Source organism: Pseudomonas sp. HS6 (genome assembly GCF_023375815.1).
GTDB lineage: Bacteria > Pseudomonadota > Gammaproteobacteria > Pseudomonadales > Pseudomonadaceae > Aquipseudomonas.
This window is the reverse complement of the sequence record NZ_CP067412.1, coordinates 5,270,492-5,285,764: the sequence shown is the minus strand read 5'-3', so window position 1 is coordinate 5,285,764 and position 15,273 is coordinate 5,270,492. Positions and strand designations below refer to the sequence as shown.

10 protein-coding genes are annotated in these 15,273 nt (G+C 64.1%); 3 read left to right on the top strand and 7 right to left on the bottom strand.

Annotated features, from left to right (window positions below):
* Window positions 1-8 precede the first annotated feature (8 nt).
* The 6 genes from JJN09_RS23945 to JJN09_RS23920 all read right to left on the bottom strand — a co-directional run bounded on the left by JJN09_RS23945 (window position 9) and on the right by JJN09_RS23920 (window position 11,583).
* Window positions 9-1,559 carry an ABC transporter substrate-binding protein gene (locus JJN09_RS23945; protein WP_249484035.1) on the bottom strand — a complete coding sequence of 517 codons (1,551 nt, stop codon included), beginning with the start codon at window positions 1,557-1,559 and terminating at the stop codon, window positions 9-11.
* A gap of 9 nt (window positions 1,560-1,568) precedes the next feature.
* Window positions 1,569-2,189: an SCO family protein gene (locus JJN09_RS23940; RefSeq protein WP_249484034.1), complete on the bottom strand. Its 621-nt coding sequence runs from the start codon at window positions 2,187-2,189 to the stop codon at window positions 1,569-1,571.
* Entirely contained in the window at window positions 2,186-2,836 is a 651-nt protein-coding gene (locus tag JJN09_RS23935) for an SCO family protein (RefSeq protein WP_249484033.1), read from the bottom strand. Before JJN09_RS23935 ends, JJN09_RS23940 begins: the two co-directional genes overlap by 4 nt.
* A 13-nt stretch (window positions 2,837-2,849) precedes the next feature.
* Window positions 2,850-4,772: a cytochrome D1 domain-containing protein gene (locus tag JJN09_RS23930; RefSeq protein ID WP_249484032.1), complete on the bottom strand. Its 1,923-nt coding sequence runs from the start codon at window positions 4,770-4,772 to the stop codon at window positions 2,850-2,852.
* A 177-nt stretch (window positions 4,773-4,949) separates the two neighbouring features.
* Window positions 4,950-10,769, bottom strand: coding sequence for a manganese-oxidizing multicopper oxidase MnxG (gene mnxG, locus JJN09_RS23925; RefSeq protein ID WP_302851918.1), 5,820 nt, complete (start codon window positions 10,767-10,769; stop codon window positions 4,950-4,952).
* Between the two features lie 202 nt (window positions 10,770-10,971).
* Window positions 10,972-11,583, bottom strand: a complete 612-nt coding sequence (locus JJN09_RS23920) for a lytic transglycosylase domain-containing protein (RefSeq protein ID WP_249484031.1) — start codon at window positions 11,581-11,583, stop codon at window positions 10,972-10,974.
* 202 nt (window positions 11,584-11,785) lie between these two features.
* Here JJN09_RS23920 and gspG point away from each other — a divergent pair, with 202 nt between their 5' ends.
* The 3 genes from gspG (at window position 11,786) to JJN09_RS23905 (ending at window position 14,092) form a co-directional block, all read left to right on the top strand.
* A complete protein-coding gene (gene gspG, locus JJN09_RS23915; protein ID WP_102622369.1) occupies window positions 11,786-12,214 on the top strand; it encodes a type II secretion system major pseudopilin GspG in 429 nt (142 codons plus the stop codon).
* Window positions 12,215-12,228: 14 nt separating this feature from the next.
* Complete coding sequence (locus JJN09_RS23910) at window positions 12,229-13,416, top strand: type II secretion system F family protein (RefSeq protein WP_249484030.1); 1,188 nt, start codon at window positions 12,229-12,231, stop codon at window positions 13,414-13,416.
* A 76-nt stretch (window positions 13,417-13,492) separates the two neighbouring features.
* The gene (locus JJN09_RS23905; protein WP_249484029.1) at window positions 13,493-14,092 is read left to right on the top strand and encodes a hypothetical protein; all 600 of its coding nucleotides are present in this window, start codon (window positions 13,493-13,495) and stop codon (window positions 14,090-14,092) included.
* A 169-nt stretch (window positions 14,093-14,261) separates the two neighbouring features.
* Here the strand turns inward: JJN09_RS23905 and JJN09_RS23900 are convergent, their stop codons facing one another.
* The gene (locus JJN09_RS23900) at window positions 14,262-15,161 is read right to left on the bottom strand and encodes a LysR family transcriptional regulator (RefSeq protein ID WP_249484028.1); all 900 of its coding nucleotides are present in this window, start codon (window positions 15,159-15,161) and stop codon (window positions 14,262-14,264) included.
* Window positions 15,162-15,273 lie beyond the last annotated feature (112 nt).

Below are 15,273 nucleotides of genomic sequence, written 5' to 3'. Positions count from 1 at the left end.
GCCTCCGTTCAGGGGCTCGCGAGAATCGGTTTGTAGGGCGCGACCAGATAGAAACGCTGATCGGGCAAATCGACGGTGACCACATGCGCGCCGCTCAGGCCTGATCGTCGTCCGGGACCGAAGCTGAGGCGCGGGGTCAGGCCGGTGTCGAAGTCATGCAGGCCTTCGAGGGCCGTCACCATTTTTTCGCGGCTGGCGTCGCGCCCGGCCTGCTTCATGGCTTCGCTGAACAGCAGCATCGAGGCATAGGCGCCGACTTGCAGCACCGCATGCTGCGCGCCGAGGCCCTGATGTTCGCGCAGCAGGGTCAGGGCCATGCGCCCGGCCTGGGTCCAGTCGCTGGGTACGAAGGGATAGGCCAGAAACACCCGCCGGGAAAAGCCCTTGGGCACTTGCAGCAAGTCGCCCGCCACTTGGCCCGACGTCGCGAACAGATACGGTACTTGCCCGGCATTTTGCAAACCCGCCGCCATCTGACTGAAACCGCTGCCGCTGCCCAGGTAGAACACTGAACGCGAGCCCAGCGGCAAGCTGTCCGCCACCGGGTTGTAAGCCTGTAACCGGACTTTTTGCCAGCCGTGATCCTGCAAGTACTGCCCCAGCGCCTGCGCAGCCTGCACCTGGGTCGGGTCGTCGGGATAGGCGATCAGCGTCGGCCCTTGCAGCACTTTCAGGCTGGCGGTGGCGTAATCGGCCAGGGCGATCAATTGTTCACGCAATCCCGGCAGCGGTTCGAAAATCTGCGCACTGGCCTGCACCGAGCCCATCAAGGACAGCGGCCCGATCAGCGGCAGACCGGCGTGTTCCAGACGTGGCGCCAGTTCGTTATCCAGCGCCGGGGCCAGGGGGGCGATCAGCGCAAAGACCTTTTCCTCGTCGATCAGCCGTTGCAGGGCCTGCTCGGCGCTGGCGCGATCCGGGCCGGGATCGACCACAGTCAGACGCAGCTGCCGGCCATGAATGCCACCCGCCTGATTGATCCGCGCCACGCTGCCGTTGAGCACCGCCGCGACTGTTGCGCCCTCCTCGGCCAGCGGCCCCTGGCTCGGCAGCAAAGTGCCCAGGTGCAAGGTCTGGTCATCGAGCCCCGGATCGCGATCATCGGCCAGGCGCTTGAGATAAGCGGTGAGGTTGCGCTGATCCTTCATCGACAGCAGGAAGCGCGGCATGCTCGGATCGAGCTGATTATTGCCGGGGTCACGGCCCTGCTGGATCACCTGCGCCAGGCTGCTGTCGGTGTACGCCGGGTAGTTGCGCCCGTTGATCTGTTGCTGACCGTGGAGGCTGGTCAGCCGCGACCAGTTGAGCTCCGGCGGACGCACCCCACCTTCGGGTCGGCCGAGGCCGTCGGTGCCGTGGCAGTTGGCGCACGGCAGGCTAGTGGCCGGCAGCAACACGTCCGCCGCGCCGACCCGCGCCATGATCGCCTCGCCGCTGGCCGACAGGCCTTCGCGGTACAGGCGCTTGCCGGCGCTTTCTTCATCGGTCAGCGGCAACGCGGCCGCACCGAGGCTGACGCCAGCGAACAGGATCAGGGCGAGGACGCGGCGCAGGTTCATGGCGCGGACTCAGCGACCGGCCACGGGCATTGTCAGCAACTGCAAGCGCTGGGCAATGGCGGCGGCCGGGGCGTCGGGGCGAATCTTGCTCCAGCGTTTGTTGGCGACATCGCCGACGATCAGCTGGGTCGAATGCTGCTCCGGCGTCGGCACGATCTGACCGATGCGACCGAGCACCAAATCCATCTGCGCCTTGTCGCCGGTAAGGAAAAGCCAGTGAGGGTCATCGGCACCCTGCTTCAAGGTGTAAGCCTTGAGCACCGCCGGCGTGTCGCGCAGCGGATCACTGGTAAGGGAAATGAAGGTGACGCCATCGGCCTTGTCACCCAGCAGCTCGCGGACTTCCTTGAGCTTGCGGGTGATCAATGGGCAGGCGTCGTTGCAACTGGTGAAGATCACGTTGAGCAGCACCACGCGATTGTGCAGCGCATCACTGTAGAAACGCTGGGTGGCGCCGTGCTGATCCAGCAACGGCGTGTCGGTGAACCAGGTTTTCGCATCGTGAGTGCCTTGGGCCGGCGCGGCGGCCACCGTCGCCGGGGCCTCGGGCGCATGACCCTCGTGCGCAAACGCCACGTTGCCGAGAATCAGGAAACAGATCGTCAGGGAGATCCAGTCGAGCAGTCTCATGGCTGTTGCTCCATGGCTATCGCGGTGTGTTTGGCGTGGGTGCGCAGGCCGCTGAGTTTTTCCACTTCCTTGGCCAGCAGCGCCGGATCGGTGAAGCCGTAGTAGCGCATCCAGTGGCGGCTGTTGCCGTCACCGACGAGGATCAGCGGCTGGTGATTCTTGAAGTCACCGCTGAAACTGCCGAGCCCCTTGAGCGTGGCGTTGATCGACTGTGGCGAACCGGTCAGCCAGCTCCAGCCCGGCCCGCGCTGGAAAGAGCGGGCGTAATCCTGCAGGCGTTTCGGGTCGTCGCGCTGCGGGTCGATGCTGATCGACACCAGCTGCACTTCGCCGCCGACCCGCGAGCCCAGCTGTTTTTGCACCTTGCCCATGATCGACGAGACCACCGGGCAAACCGTGGTGCAACTGGTGTAGATGAAGCTCATGACGACGATTTTGTTGTGCACCAGATCCTGTTCCAGGCGCACGGTCTTGCCGTTCTGATCGAGCAGCGGCACGTCGACGAATTTGACCTGGGTGTGTTCCTGGGTGCTGGCGGCCGGTGCCTTGTGCCCCGCGTGTTCATCCGCCGAGTGGGCCTGGGCCTGATGAATGCCGGCGGCCAACAGACACAGAGTCAGCAGGCCGGATGATGCGAATCGGTTCATGGCGTTGTCCTCGTCACTGAGTCTGGCCGGGCAGCACCCGGACACTGGCAAATGTCTTGTCGTCGAAACCGGCGCCCAGCGATGCCGCGCGCACATGCAGGTACCAGGCGCCGCTGTGGTCGAGGGTCACCGGGGCTTCGTACACGCCGTCGGCGACTTCCAGCGCCGCGACTTCACGGGGCCTGGACGTCGGCGCGAGGAAGTAGCGCAACTGCACGTCTTTCACGCCCGTGCGCTGTACCTTCTGTTTGCCTTCGACGATGCGGAACCTCACCACGTACGGGTCGTTGAGCGCCACGGCAGCCTTCCCCGGCAGGAACTCGACTTTCGGCGGGCCGACGTGCTTTTCAGCCGCGCCGTCGGGCTCCACCTGCGCGCTGAAGCAATGAATGATGTTCGGTTGATTGAGCAGGAACGCCACGTCGAAACGCCCCGCCGCCGGCAATTTCACCCGGGCGCTGTACAGTCCCGGCGACACCTCGCGCAGGCTGCGGTCGACAACCATTGCCGCGCGTGCAATCTGCCCACGATTGGGGTAGCCGGACATCGGCGCGTTCATGCCTTCGGCGTAGAAATAGGTGGTGTTGTCCACCGGGTTGACCACGAACACCGCGTTGTCGTCCCGCGACACGGCGAGGCTCGACGCCAGCGGCAAATCCCCGGCCAGCCGTGGCGGCTGTGGCCCGGCCTCGAAACCCTGGCTGATGGGCTGGCGTCCTTCGCCGAGTGAGGCGAGGTTGATCATGGTGACTTTCGGCGAGGCCAGTCCGCGCACGTAGGCATAGGCCTTGGTGAACACCACTTGATAGGGCTCGGCGGACACCTCCAGGTCATGGATCGCTGAATCATTGGCCGCATCGATGACCGTGGCGCGATTCTCCACGGTGTTCAACACCACGCCGAAGCGGCCATCGGCGCTGAAACCCATTGGGCCTAGGCCCTGTTGCAGCTTGATCACCCGCCGCACGGCGCGGCTGTTGCTGTCGATCACCGTGACGGTGCCGTCCTTGCCGTCAGCCACGTACACCGCGCCGGACAGCGACGAGTACGCCACCGACAACGGGCTGGAGCCGGTTTTCACCTGTTGCAGGAGGCTCAGGCTGGCGATGTCGATGACGCTCAACGTGCCGTCGTCGCGGTTGCTGACGAAGGCGAAGCGGCTGTCCTTGCTGAAGGTGATTTCGTGATGCCCGCGACCGGTCGCCAGGTGCTTCAGCGGTTTCAGGCTTCGGGCGTCGATCACGGTGATGCCGGATTCGTCGGCCTTCGCCGCGTTGTTGCCGACCCACAGCAGGCGCTCGTCCGGTTGCAGCGCGAGCCGCACCGGTTGGCTGCCGGCGGCCACCGAGTCCAGCACCTTGAATTGCTCGCTGTCGATCACCGCGACTTCCCCCGCCGTCGGCATCGACACGAACACCCGTTTGTTGTCCTTGGGCGTAACCCAGTCCATCGGCGGTTGCTTGAGTTCGATCCGCGCCCGCGTGCTGGTGATGCCGCCGACCGACACCGACGGATCAATCACCGAAACGCTGGCATCGCGGTTCATCACCAGCAGAAAGTAACTGTTGAGATCGAGCAACGGCCGCGCGCCGATGTTGGATTTGAGGAACGTCCCGACCCGTGATTTGCAGCTCTTGTCGCGGCCCTGGGCCTGGTCGGCGGCAACGGTTTCCGGATCGATCCACGCCCCCGGTGCCACACCGGACAGCGGCTGGCCGGAGGCGCCGTCGGTGACGCGAAACTGCACGTCGGCGAACTCGCCTTCACGCAATTTGCCGTCGCGGGCCAGCGGTTGCAGGTTGAAGGCAATCGACACGCCGTCGCGGGTCAGCAACTGACCCGGCCCGGTCTGCGCCAGGGCAATCTCGCTCAGCGTGAGCAACGCCCCGGCCATCGCCAGCAGGCAGACGCCGATGATGTTGATGATCCTGTTCATACATCTCTCCCCTGACACGTTGTCCGAAACATCACCATCCCCTGTGGGAGCGAGCTTGCTCCGGGCGGCGTTCCGACGAAGGCGTCAGACGCCTCACCACTCGAAACCGAGTTGCTTCCATTCGCGAGCAAGCTCGCTCCCACTAGGTTTTGCACCCACCGATCCATCGCATTCCAGCTACTGAGCAGGCGGTGCCGGCTCAGGCTCATTGGTCACCCGCAACAATCCCCACAACCCCGCCGTGTTGCCGAACGAGGCGTTATCGCGAAACAGGTAGTCCCCCGCTATCGCGTTGGCACCGCCGGCGCTCGGCAACATGAAGCTGAAGTGCGCCGCCGGCAGCACGCTCTCGCGGGCGCCGATGTACATCGACATCGGGTTGTAGCCGAACTTCACCGAACCCACGCCGGGGGTGTTCATCGGGTAGCCGCCGACATCGCTCTTCTCGGACTGGAACGGGTTGACCGACCACAGATGCCCGTCGAGCTGGAAGGTCGAGCCACGGCTGCCACCGGTCGGCATCAGGATGTGGGTGCGGAACGGCTGCCCCGGCCTGGCGTAGAACACCGGGGTCTGCGGATCGCCGCCGACCAGCGCATTGCTGTAGGCCATGTGTGCGTTCGGCACGTCGCCGTAACCGTGGCCGTCGGCACGGCCGAACGGTGCATCCGGCGCCAGGCCGAAGCGGTACCACATCGGTTCGGCCTTGTAGTTGATGGCCATGCCGGCGTTGTCCTTCGGATCGTTCGGCACACCCATGCCTTCGGAGGCAATGCCCTCCACCGGCCGGCCATTGGCCCAGCGCAGGTTCAACGCGCGCTGCCAGACCATCGCAAAGTCGCGATAGACCGTTTGCCCCGCCGCCGTCACCGTGGCGCTGACTTTGCGTGCGTCGTCGACCCAAGTGGCGCCGCTCGGCAGGATACTCATCGCCCCGCCCAGGCCTTTTTGCGGTTGCTTGATCACATCCGCCGGGGTGAAGTTGAGGCCGCCAAACTCCACCGCCGTGGCGTTGATGTTGTCGACGTTGCGCCCCAGTTGGGTGATCGGTTTGCCTTCGCGCTCCAGGTGCCCGGCGTAGTACTGATAGGTACGGGTCGGGTACGCCCCGGTGCTGCCGACACGCGGCGGCACGGTCTGGACCGGGTTGGCGCCGACGTTCACCCCGTCGGATTTGGTGATGTCGTAGGCCAGCAGTTGCGCGTGCAGTCCGACGTGGCTGGACGGCCGCAGCAGGTTGTTGTTGAAGGTGGTCGAGCCGTCGCCACCGTTACGGTCGCGTTTGACCAGACCTTGCAGAATCGCGGTCTGCGCCAGATCGGGCATTACGCTCGGCAAGCGGTTTTCCAGAGTGATGTTGATGCAGTCGCCGGCAGCGGCGCGCAACACCAGCGGCTCCACCGGAATGCCGGGTTTGAGCTTGCCGGTGGCCGGATCGAGATCCGCCTTGCGCACATAAAGGATCGCGGTCGGGTCATGGATCGGCCCGCTCTGGCCGCCGATGGTGATCGTCTCGCCATCCTCAGGATCAGTCACCGTCACCTGCGGAATGCTCACCGGCCGCGAGTTGAACACCAGCGTGCCGCCCGCCGGATTCAACGGCCCGCCAACGTGCTGGCCGAGCCCGGCCGGATCACCGATGGCCAACCCCAGCGGGTTGCGCAGGATGTCGTTGGCCAGCGCCGCGACCACTTCATAGTTGCGCTGCACGGTGGGCCGGGTGCCGATACCGTTGGGGTTGGCGCTGATCCGTGGGCAGGTGCCTTCGAATGCCACGGTGTTGCGCATACCGGTGGGTTTCGAGTTGTTCGGCAGCGCGAACAGGTCGTTGCGTTGCGCGGTGTAGTTGCGCATCACGCCCCAGATGCCGTTCCAGTAGCCTTCGATCGAAGCGTCCATCGAGTACAGATAATCCCCGGTGGTCGCCGCCGAACTCGACAGCATCGACACCGGCGCGATGAAGCCCATCTGCTCGGAGATCCCGACCATCTGCGACGCGCGCCAGCCGGAGTTGGAACTGTTGCCAAACCCGGAGCCGCTCTGCAGCCACTTCACGCCGTGCAGGGTGACGTTGTGCTCTTCTTCGTGACCGCCGGCATGCACCCGCAGCCGCACGTTGTCGCCGGTGTAGGTGCGCAGCATCGGCGTGAACGGATCGCCAGGTTCAGCGCCGCCCTTGTTGATGTGCGGCGGAAACTGCGTGGTGCCGCCGGTAGGCCCGGTGGCCGAACTGATCTGATTCGGCGCCAGGTTCAGCGCCGGGATCGCCCGGTCGGTGCGACTCTGCATGGCGTACGCCAGATCACCACCGAGACCGTCGGCCTGCATGCCGCGCTTGCCGTCCGGAGCAACCTTGTTCGGGTCGAACACCCGCAGGCCCAATGGTTCGTTGCGGTAGTTGACGACAAACATGCCCGGGTCATCCACGGAAATCGCCTGCGGACATGGCCGGCTCGGACAGCCCGGTTTGATCCCGCCGCGCGCCTCGACCACCGCTTCGAGCAGGTTGCCGGCGTTGTTGCGCACCGGCGGGTTGATCGCAAACCGGAAGCTGTCGGCCGTGGCCGGGAACGCTTGTGCATTCGGGATGCCGTTCGGCCCGGCGCCCACGTAAACCCCGGCTTCATAGGCGTGCTGGAAGTCGCTGTACTCCAGGAAGAACTCGCGGAAGCTGTCGTTCAAGCCGTCGCCGTCGAGGTCGCCGGTATTGATCACCGCTTGCCACGACGTCGGCCCGCCGTCCTGCCGCGCGCCGCTGTACAGAGGCTCGCCGGTTTCGGCGTGGAACCAGGTGGAACCGGCCGGTTCAGCCAGCACGGTGGCATAGAGGCCAATCTGTTGGTGTGTCGATGGGCCGAGGTGGTCGTGGGTGAAGATCGTGCCCAGACCGCGATCCACCCCTTTGCTGTTGATCACCGGGTCGACGAACCAGCGCTGCATCGCCGTGCGCGCGCCCATCCAGTCGCTGCGTCCGTACTGGCCGAAGAACGGATGCGCCTTGGCTTTCGGGCAGGCCGGAGTGCCGTCGCGCGGGTCGGTGCCGGCGCACTGGTTGAACTCGCGAATGGCGTGCACGCGTTCCTGCACGGCGCCGGGGGAAAGCACGCCGTCCTCGTAGTTCCAGCCGTTGGAGGAACCGTCGGCCGCCGTCAGGTCCCACTTCGGCAGGTGAATGTGCTGGCCGATCACGTCGGTCGGGGTGCGCACCTGATAGTCGTCCATCTCGTAGACGGCCGGCACCAGGTTGGTTTGCTGGTACTGCACGCAGTCGAAGGTGTTCATGCGCATCACCAGCGGTTCTGGCGGACGCTGCTTGGTGATCACCGGCCAGGCGTCTTCCCACAGCGCCAGGATGCGCGCTTGCGGGAAGTGATAACCGACCTTGTTGTACACCGCGTCGAACTGGATGTTGGCGGCCTTGTAGACTCGCGGCCGGTCGGCGGTGAACGCCGAGGCGCCGACAAACGACATGCCGTCGATGCGCTCGCCGCTGTTGAATTCGCCGGTGCCGGCGCTGCTGGTCAAACGTTTCTGACGGTCGTCCATGCACGGCTCGTAATACGGCGCGCCGGCAATCGGCAGAGCGCCGTTGGTGCGGAAGGCCTTCGCCACGATCTGATTACCGGGCAACAAGGCAAAACTTGGGTGATCCTTTTTCGCGTGGAAGGCCATCGCTGCCTGTTCGACTTCGGTGCCTTCTTCCGGCAGGTAAATCGGTTTGGCGCGAGTGACTTCCTTGGAGAAATCCAGCGACGTGGTCACGGTGACCGCTTCGCCGCCAGCAGACTTTCCGTCCAGTGCATGACGCGGCAAACCACCGTCCCAGCCGCCGGATTGCGTCGGATCAAGGTTGGCCCACAGCGCCTTGCCGCTGGCTTTGAGCGATTGCGCGGTGGCGGCATCGAGCATGTCCAGCGGTGGCGTCGGTGGACGTTGCCCGACCGAGCTTTCCATGCCGCCGATCCAGAACGGATAGCCGGGGTTTTTCAGGCTGCCGTCAGCGTTGCGATTGGCTTCGCTGCGATCCACCAGGGCCAGCGAACCCACAGCCTGACCGCCAGCGTTGCCGCCGTGGTGATCATCGTCGCCCTCTTCTTCCTCATCGTCGTCATCGTTGCCGGCGACCAGGGTTTCGCCGATTTTCGGCACGACCACAACCTTGCCCGGCATCGGCGCCATGGCTTTGCCCGGCAGCGGCACGATGGCGGGGATAGGCGTGCCGGCAATGATTTCGCCGTCCGGCAAGGCGCGGGCGCCAGCGGCAGGTTTACCGCTGCGCAGGGCATAAGGCTCGCTGTGGAAACCGTCGACACCTTGCTGGGAAACCTCAAGTTGGGTGCCTTCTTCAAACACATCGTGCACCCGCCACATGGCCCACATGCCTTGGGCAAAATGCGGATAGAAGTGGCAATGGTAAATCGCATCGCCCGCCACGCGGTTGCGGTTTCCCGAGCCGCCATTGGCGATTTCATAGGTGTAACCGGCGCCCGGGCCGATGCCCTGGGCGTCGACGTAATCGGAGTTGTCATCATTGGGGTTAAACAGCCACTGATGGCCGTGCAAGTGGAAAATATGGTGTTCGTAACCGTTATGGGTGTTGCGGAATTTGACGAAGTCACCGATGTAGCTGTGGGCGACGTTCGATGGCTCTGACGGATACAGCGCCATCGTCGCTTTGACGCCGACCTGATCGGCTCGTGGCGTCTGGCCGGGGGCGATGTTCTCAAGCCCGGTGTTGGCCGGCACGTCCACCAGCATCGCCACGTCGCCGACGGTGTGCGAGCTGAGGAAGAATTCTTCGTAGGCGCAGGACAGGCAATCGTGCATCGGCCCCACGCCTAAACGGTTGGCGATCACTTCGGCGCCCATGCCGCCAGCGCCATAGTTGATCATGAACGAGTCGCGGGTCGGCTCCAGCACGTGGCCCATCACCGGGTCGGCGAAGTACGCCGGGAACGCCTGGGTGACAGCGGTTTCGTCCTGGAACTGCGCGGCGAAATCGCGGAACGGCTCCAGCCGGTTGGGCAGCGCCGGGTTGCGTTTGCCCACCGATTCCAGTGGATAGGTGATCGGTGGAAAGCTGCCGTCGGGGTTGCTGCCCATGACGATGGCGTCGCTTTCGCTGGAGATGATTTCGCTGCCGTCGACCATGCTGATGATCGGCGTGCCGGCCTTGCCTTCGCGCAGCCACGGCTCGCGCTGCGGGTAGCGGGCCTGGTAATCGACGATGGGATGTCCGGCGGGAGTGCGGCCAGTGCTGGCCAGACGCATTTCTTCTTCAGTGAGGGTGTTGCGGTAAGTGCGACCGCCCTTGGGCACAACCACCACTTGGGCAAACAGACCATTGGCATTGTTGCCGGCCGCGCCCTCCCCGCCGAACGTCGCACCACGGCTGCTGACATCGAACGCCCCTTCGCGCTCGGCGTACAACAGGTAGGAACGGCTGGCACCGGGAGCGACCAGACTGTTGGCGTTGCGCCCGGTGAACGAGGCGATGTCGTCGATGCTGTTCACCGCTTGCAGGCCGTTGACCTGGAAACCGACGTGCCGGTCGGCGACTTGCTCGTCGGCCTTGAAGGCTTCGCCGACGTTGGCGTTTTCCTCTTCGCCCTCAGGCTCAGCGTGATGGTTCGGGTTGGCCTGATACGCCAGAAGATTCTGCAGGTTGATGGTCAGGCAATCCCCCGCCGCCACGCGCAGCACCATCGGCCGTGGACGCTTGTCCGGGCGCAGCGACACTTTGCCTGGCACCGCCGAACCGCCCTGGGCCAGCGACCGGTCATGGTCATCGACCACGTCGCGGCGCAAGGCGAACATCATGCCGTTGACGTTCTGCGCACCGAGGCGGTTGAACATCAGCGGTTGATCGAAGGCCACGACGTTGGCCACCAGATTGCGTTCGCAGCGCACAGCGGCGCTAGCCAGTTCGACGCTAAGCATCGAGGCCAGCAACAGCAGCCAGTTCAACAGGGACGGTGCGTGGTGAATGCCAACCATGATCGGAAACCTCGTAGTGGGTGCTCACAGGGAATGATTCTCGACAAACCCGCTGGAGCAATCCGCATGCCACAAAAAATTGCATTACAGCTCAGTCAGTTACAGAAGCCACTTGAGAATCCGGGGGAAATTCCCCACCCGATTCCCCGATTTTCCGACCCGGCGTATTTACCCCGAAAGTGGGGAAAACCGGGTTGAAGCTTTACAACGGCGCGTCCGCTGCCAACCCCTGCAAACGCCGGTACTGGCGCAGGACGCTAGGCACATAACGCTGGGTTTCGGCAAACGGCGGGATCACCCGGCCACGGCTCAACACCGCGTCGGGGCCGGCGTTGTAGGCCGCCACGGCGAGCGCGATATCGTTGTCGAACAGGGTCATCAGGCGCTTGAGATACCGGGCCCCACCCTGGATGTTGGCCTGGGGGTCATAGACGTCGGTCACCCCCAGTTCCCGGGCGGTGTCGGGCATCAGTTGCATCAGCCCGCCGGCGCCTTTGGGCGAGGTGGCGCCGGGGTTGTAGTTCGACTCGGCGTTGATCACCGCGTGCAGCAGTGCTTCGGGCAAGTGATTGGCCGTGGCCGCCGCCGACACCAGTTCCGCGTAGGGCTGGTTGGCGATCAGTTGCGGTTGCCGGTCAAGGCTGACCACGGGCATTTGCGCCTCGTGAATCACCCGTTCGTAGGTGCGTCCGGGGCGATGGACGTTGGACAGCACGTAGCTGCCCTTGGCGTCCACGGAGACAAACACATCGGCCTCGGCGATGCCGGTCAACAGCATGCAGCCAAGCAGTCCTGCGCAGATTGGATTGAGCATTGGGCCTCCCCTGACAGGCCCCGAAAAATTGGGGGAAATGCCCCACTGACCTGTCGTGAATCAGCCGTACGCAAGCACTGTGCCGACTCTTGAGAAGCCCGTATTTCAAGGGATTCAGCCCACACGCAGGATTTATCGGGGGCTGAGCATGGCAATTGCATAAGCCCTCAGGCGACTCGGCTGCCACTCACCGGAGGTCATCATGAAGCTGCATGTTCGTCCGCGCGCCCAACAGGGTTTCACCCTGCTCGAATTGCTCGTGGTGCTGGTGGTGCTCGGCCTGTTGGCCGGGATCGTCGCGCCCAAATATTTCGCCCAGCTGGGGCGCTCTGAAGTGAAAGTCGCCAAGGCGCAGATCGAAGGCCTGGGCAAGGCGCTGGATCTCTATCGACTGGAAGTCGGCCACTACCCGTCCACCGAACAAGGCTTGCAGGCACTGGTGACAGCGCCGAGCGACGAAGCGAAATGGACCGGCCCGTACTTGCAGAAAAAACTCCCGCAGGACCCCTGGGGCCGTAACTACACCTACCGCTACCCCGGCGAAAACGCCGAGTACGACCTGCTGTCGATGGGCAAGGACGGCCAGCCCGGCGGCGAAGGCGAGAACGCCGAAGTCACCAACTGGCAATGAGCGGAGCACACGGCATGCGTTTTCATCTGAAGGCAGTGGGCAAGGCCGGCGTGGTGTCGCTGAACATCGAGGCGCCCGGTCACAGCGAAGCGCGGCGCATTGCCGAGGATCAGGGCTTGCGCGTGGTCAGCCTGCACGCCGAACGGCACTGGCGTTCGTTGCGCCTGAGCAAACGAGAGACCTTCAACCTGGTGCTGTTCAGCCAGGAACTGACCACGTTGCTCAATGCCGGCCTGCCGTTGATCGATGCACTGGAAAGCCTGGCGGAAAAAGAGACCGCGCCCGCTGCCCGCAAAACCTTGAGCGAGCTGGTGCGGCTGCTGTACGAGGGCAAATCGTTCTCTCAGGCACTGGGCCAGTTGTCGGCGGCTTTCCCGCCCTTGTACGTGGCGCTGGTACAGTCCAGCGAGAAGACCGGCGCGGTCGGCGATGCGCTGGGACGTTATGTCAGCTATCGCCAGCGTATGGACGAGGTGCGGCAGAAGATCGTCAGCGCCTCGATCTATCCCTTGCTGTTGCTGGTGGTCGGCGGTGGCGTGGTGCTGTTTCTGATGGGGTACGTAGTGCCGCGCTTCAGTCTGGTGTTCGAAGGGCTGGGCTCGAACCTGCCATGGCTGTCGCAGATTCTGATGAGCAGCGGCATGTTCCTGCACGCGCATCAGGGTGAGTTTTTCGGAATTCTGGCGGCGATCATCACCGCCCTCGCCGTGTTGCAGAAACAACCGGCGTTTCGCCGTGGGCTGGATCGTCTGGTGGAGAAACTGCCCGCCGTGCACCAGCGAATCTTCATGTATGAGCTGGCGCGGTTTTATCGGTCACTGGGGATTCTGCTCCAGGGCGGGATTCCACTGGTGACCGCCATGGGCATGGTCCGCGGCCTGCTCACCGTCGCCTCGCGGGCGCGGCTGGACCAGGCCTGCGAGCGGGTCCGCGAGGGGCAATCGTTGTCCACCGCGCTGGAACTCAATCGGCTGGTGACGCCCGTGTCCCTGCGCCTGCTGCGCGCCGGCGAGCAGTCCGGCAACCTCGGGCAAATGATGGAACGCAGCGCCGATTTCTACGACGAGGAAATCAGTCGCTGGATCGAGTGGTTCGTGCGGCTGTTCGAACCACTGCTCATGACCTTCATCGGCCTGCTGATCGGGGTGATCGTGATCCTGATGTACATCCCGATCTTCGAACTCGCTTCAAGCATTCACTGACCCCGGGAACGGGTCGACTCAAGCGCAACACTGCACATCCAGGTTCCCAATCAAGACAACAAAGACGGAGAACGATATGCACATTCAAAAGCTCATGCTCGCAATGGCCATCGGCGTAGTCCTGTCGGCGTCTACCGTATTGATCCCGGACAACCTGTCCGGGGTGTCCAGCGTTCAGGCCAAGGAAGGTGGAAGTGGGGGTGGAGGAAGCGGTGGCGGTGGGGGCGGCGGAGGTAGTGGCGGCGGTGGAGGCGGCGGTGGTGGCAACGGAGGGGGCGGTAGCGGCGGAGGGGGCGGCGGCAACGGTGGCAGTGGCGGAGGCGGCAATGGCGGTAGCCACGGTGGCAGCGGCAGTGGTGGCAACAGTGGCAGCGGCGGCGGTGGAAACAGTGGCCACAGCGGCAGCGACCATGGTTCGGGCCATACCGGCGACAGCGCCTCTTCAGGACGCAACGGCACCCACGCCGAAGCGGGCGACGATCATGGGGTTCATCGGGCCGGAGAGATCGGTGATGACCACGGAGTCCACCGCGCAGGCGAGGCCGGCGATGACCACGGCGTACACCACGCGGGTGAAATCGGTGACGACCATGGCGTACACCGCGCTGGCGAAATCGGTGATAACCGTGGCGTACACGTTGGCGGCGAACCAGGCGATGACAAGCGCGCCAACTGACTCGAACTGAAATCACCACGATCCCTGTGGGAGCTGGCTTGCCAGCGATAGGGCCCGGTCAGATAAAGCATCACTACCTGACCCACCGCTATCGCGGGCAAGCCCGACTCCCACAGGGTTCATCGGTGTCCACAGAATTCCCGATCAATACATCTGATTTGCGCAGAACCTAGAGAGCGACATGCTTCTGATCCAGCCGCTCACGCAAAAATTCGATCAACGCCTGCACCGGCCGCGATGCCTGACGATGCTGCGGATACACCGCCGACAGAATCAACGGCTCCGGACGCAGATCGTCCAGCACCGGCACCAGCCGTCCATCCTTCAGCGCGGCCCCGACAATGAACGTTGGCAGATAGGTAATCCCCATCCCCGCCACCGCCGCATCCCTGAGCAACTCACCGTTGTTGACCCGCATCCGCCCGGTGACATTCACCAGCAGCGGCTTGCCCTGCCCCGCATTGAACCGCCACTGCACCGAGCGCCCGTGTCCGTAAGGCAGGCAGTCATGACTAAGCAGGTCTTCCGGCTTGAGCGGCGTGCCGCGCTCGGCCAGATACGCGGGACTGGCGCAGTACACCCGCTCGATGGCGGCGATGCGTCGGGCGATCAGGGTCGAGTCTTCCAGCACGCCGATGCGCAGCGCCAGGTCGTAACCCTCGCCGAGCAAGTCCACCGGACGGTCACTCAAATCGACCTCCACCGTCACCTCGCGATAACGCTGCAAGAACAGCGGCAGCAGACAGCCCAGGTGCGCCACCGCAAACGACAACGGCGCGCTGACACGAATCGTCCCGCGCGGCTCGGCGGTCTGTCCGGCGATGCCCTGCTCCACCTGTTCGACTTCGCTTAACAGCCGCAGTGCCGATTCGTAATAGCTCTGGCCCAGCGGTGTCACGTCCAGGCGCCGGGTCGATCGGTTGAGCAAACGCACGCCGAGGCGTTCCTCCAGTTGCATCAGTCGTCGGCTGACGAACTGCTTGGACAGGTCCAACTGGTCGGCGGCGGCGGTAAAGCTGCCGGACTCCATCACCTGGCAAAAAATACGCATGTCTTCGAACGGGTTCATTGTCACTCTCTGGTTGACAGTTAAACGCTTTATAGCCGCTTTTTCACTTTGCGGCACCTCATTAATCTGTGCTCACGGTGTTGCTGAGGCCTGAAGCCCAGCGCCACAGCAG

What these genes read in the sequence shown, in the direction of transcription:
- JJN09_RS23945 (WP_249484035.1), bottom strand. Translation starts at nt 1,559, where the DNA reads ATGAACCTGCGCCGCGTCCTCGCCCTGATCCTGTTCGCTGGCGTCAGC.
- JJN09_RS23940 (WP_249484034.1), bottom strand. Translation starts at nt 2,189, where the DNA reads ATGAGACTGCTCGACTGGATCTCCCTGACGATCTGTTTCCTGATTCTC.
- JJN09_RS23935 (WP_249484033.1), bottom strand. Translation starts at nt 2,836, where the DNA reads ATGAACCGATTCGCATCATCCGGCCTGCTGACTCTGTGTCTGTTGGCC.
- JJN09_RS23930 (WP_249484032.1), bottom strand. Translation starts at nt 4,772, where the DNA reads ATGAACAGGATCATCAACATCATCGGCGTCTGCCTGCTGGCGATGGCC.
- mnxG (WP_302851918.1), bottom strand. Translation starts at nt 10,769, where the DNA reads ATGGTTGGCATTCACCACGCACCGTCCCTGTTGAACTGGCTGCTGTTG.
- JJN09_RS23920 (WP_249484031.1), bottom strand. Translation starts at nt 11,583, where the DNA reads ATGCTCAATCCAATCTGCGCAGGACTGCTTGGCTGCATGCTGTTGACC.
- gspG (WP_102622369.1), top strand. Translation starts at nt 11,786, where the DNA reads ATGAAGCTGCATGTTCGTCCGCGCGCCCAACAGGGTTTCACCCTGCTC.
- JJN09_RS23910 (WP_249484030.1), top strand. Translation starts at nt 12,229, where the DNA reads ATGCGTTTTCATCTGAAGGCAGTGGGCAAGGCCGGCGTGGTGTCGCTG.
- JJN09_RS23905 (WP_249484029.1), top strand. Translation starts at nt 13,493, where the DNA reads ATGCACATTCAAAAGCTCATGCTCGCAATGGCCATCGGCGTAGTCCTG.
- JJN09_RS23900 (WP_249484028.1), bottom strand. Translation starts at nt 15,161, where the DNA reads ATGAACCCGTTCGAAGACATGCGTATTTTTTGCCAGGTGATGGAGTCC.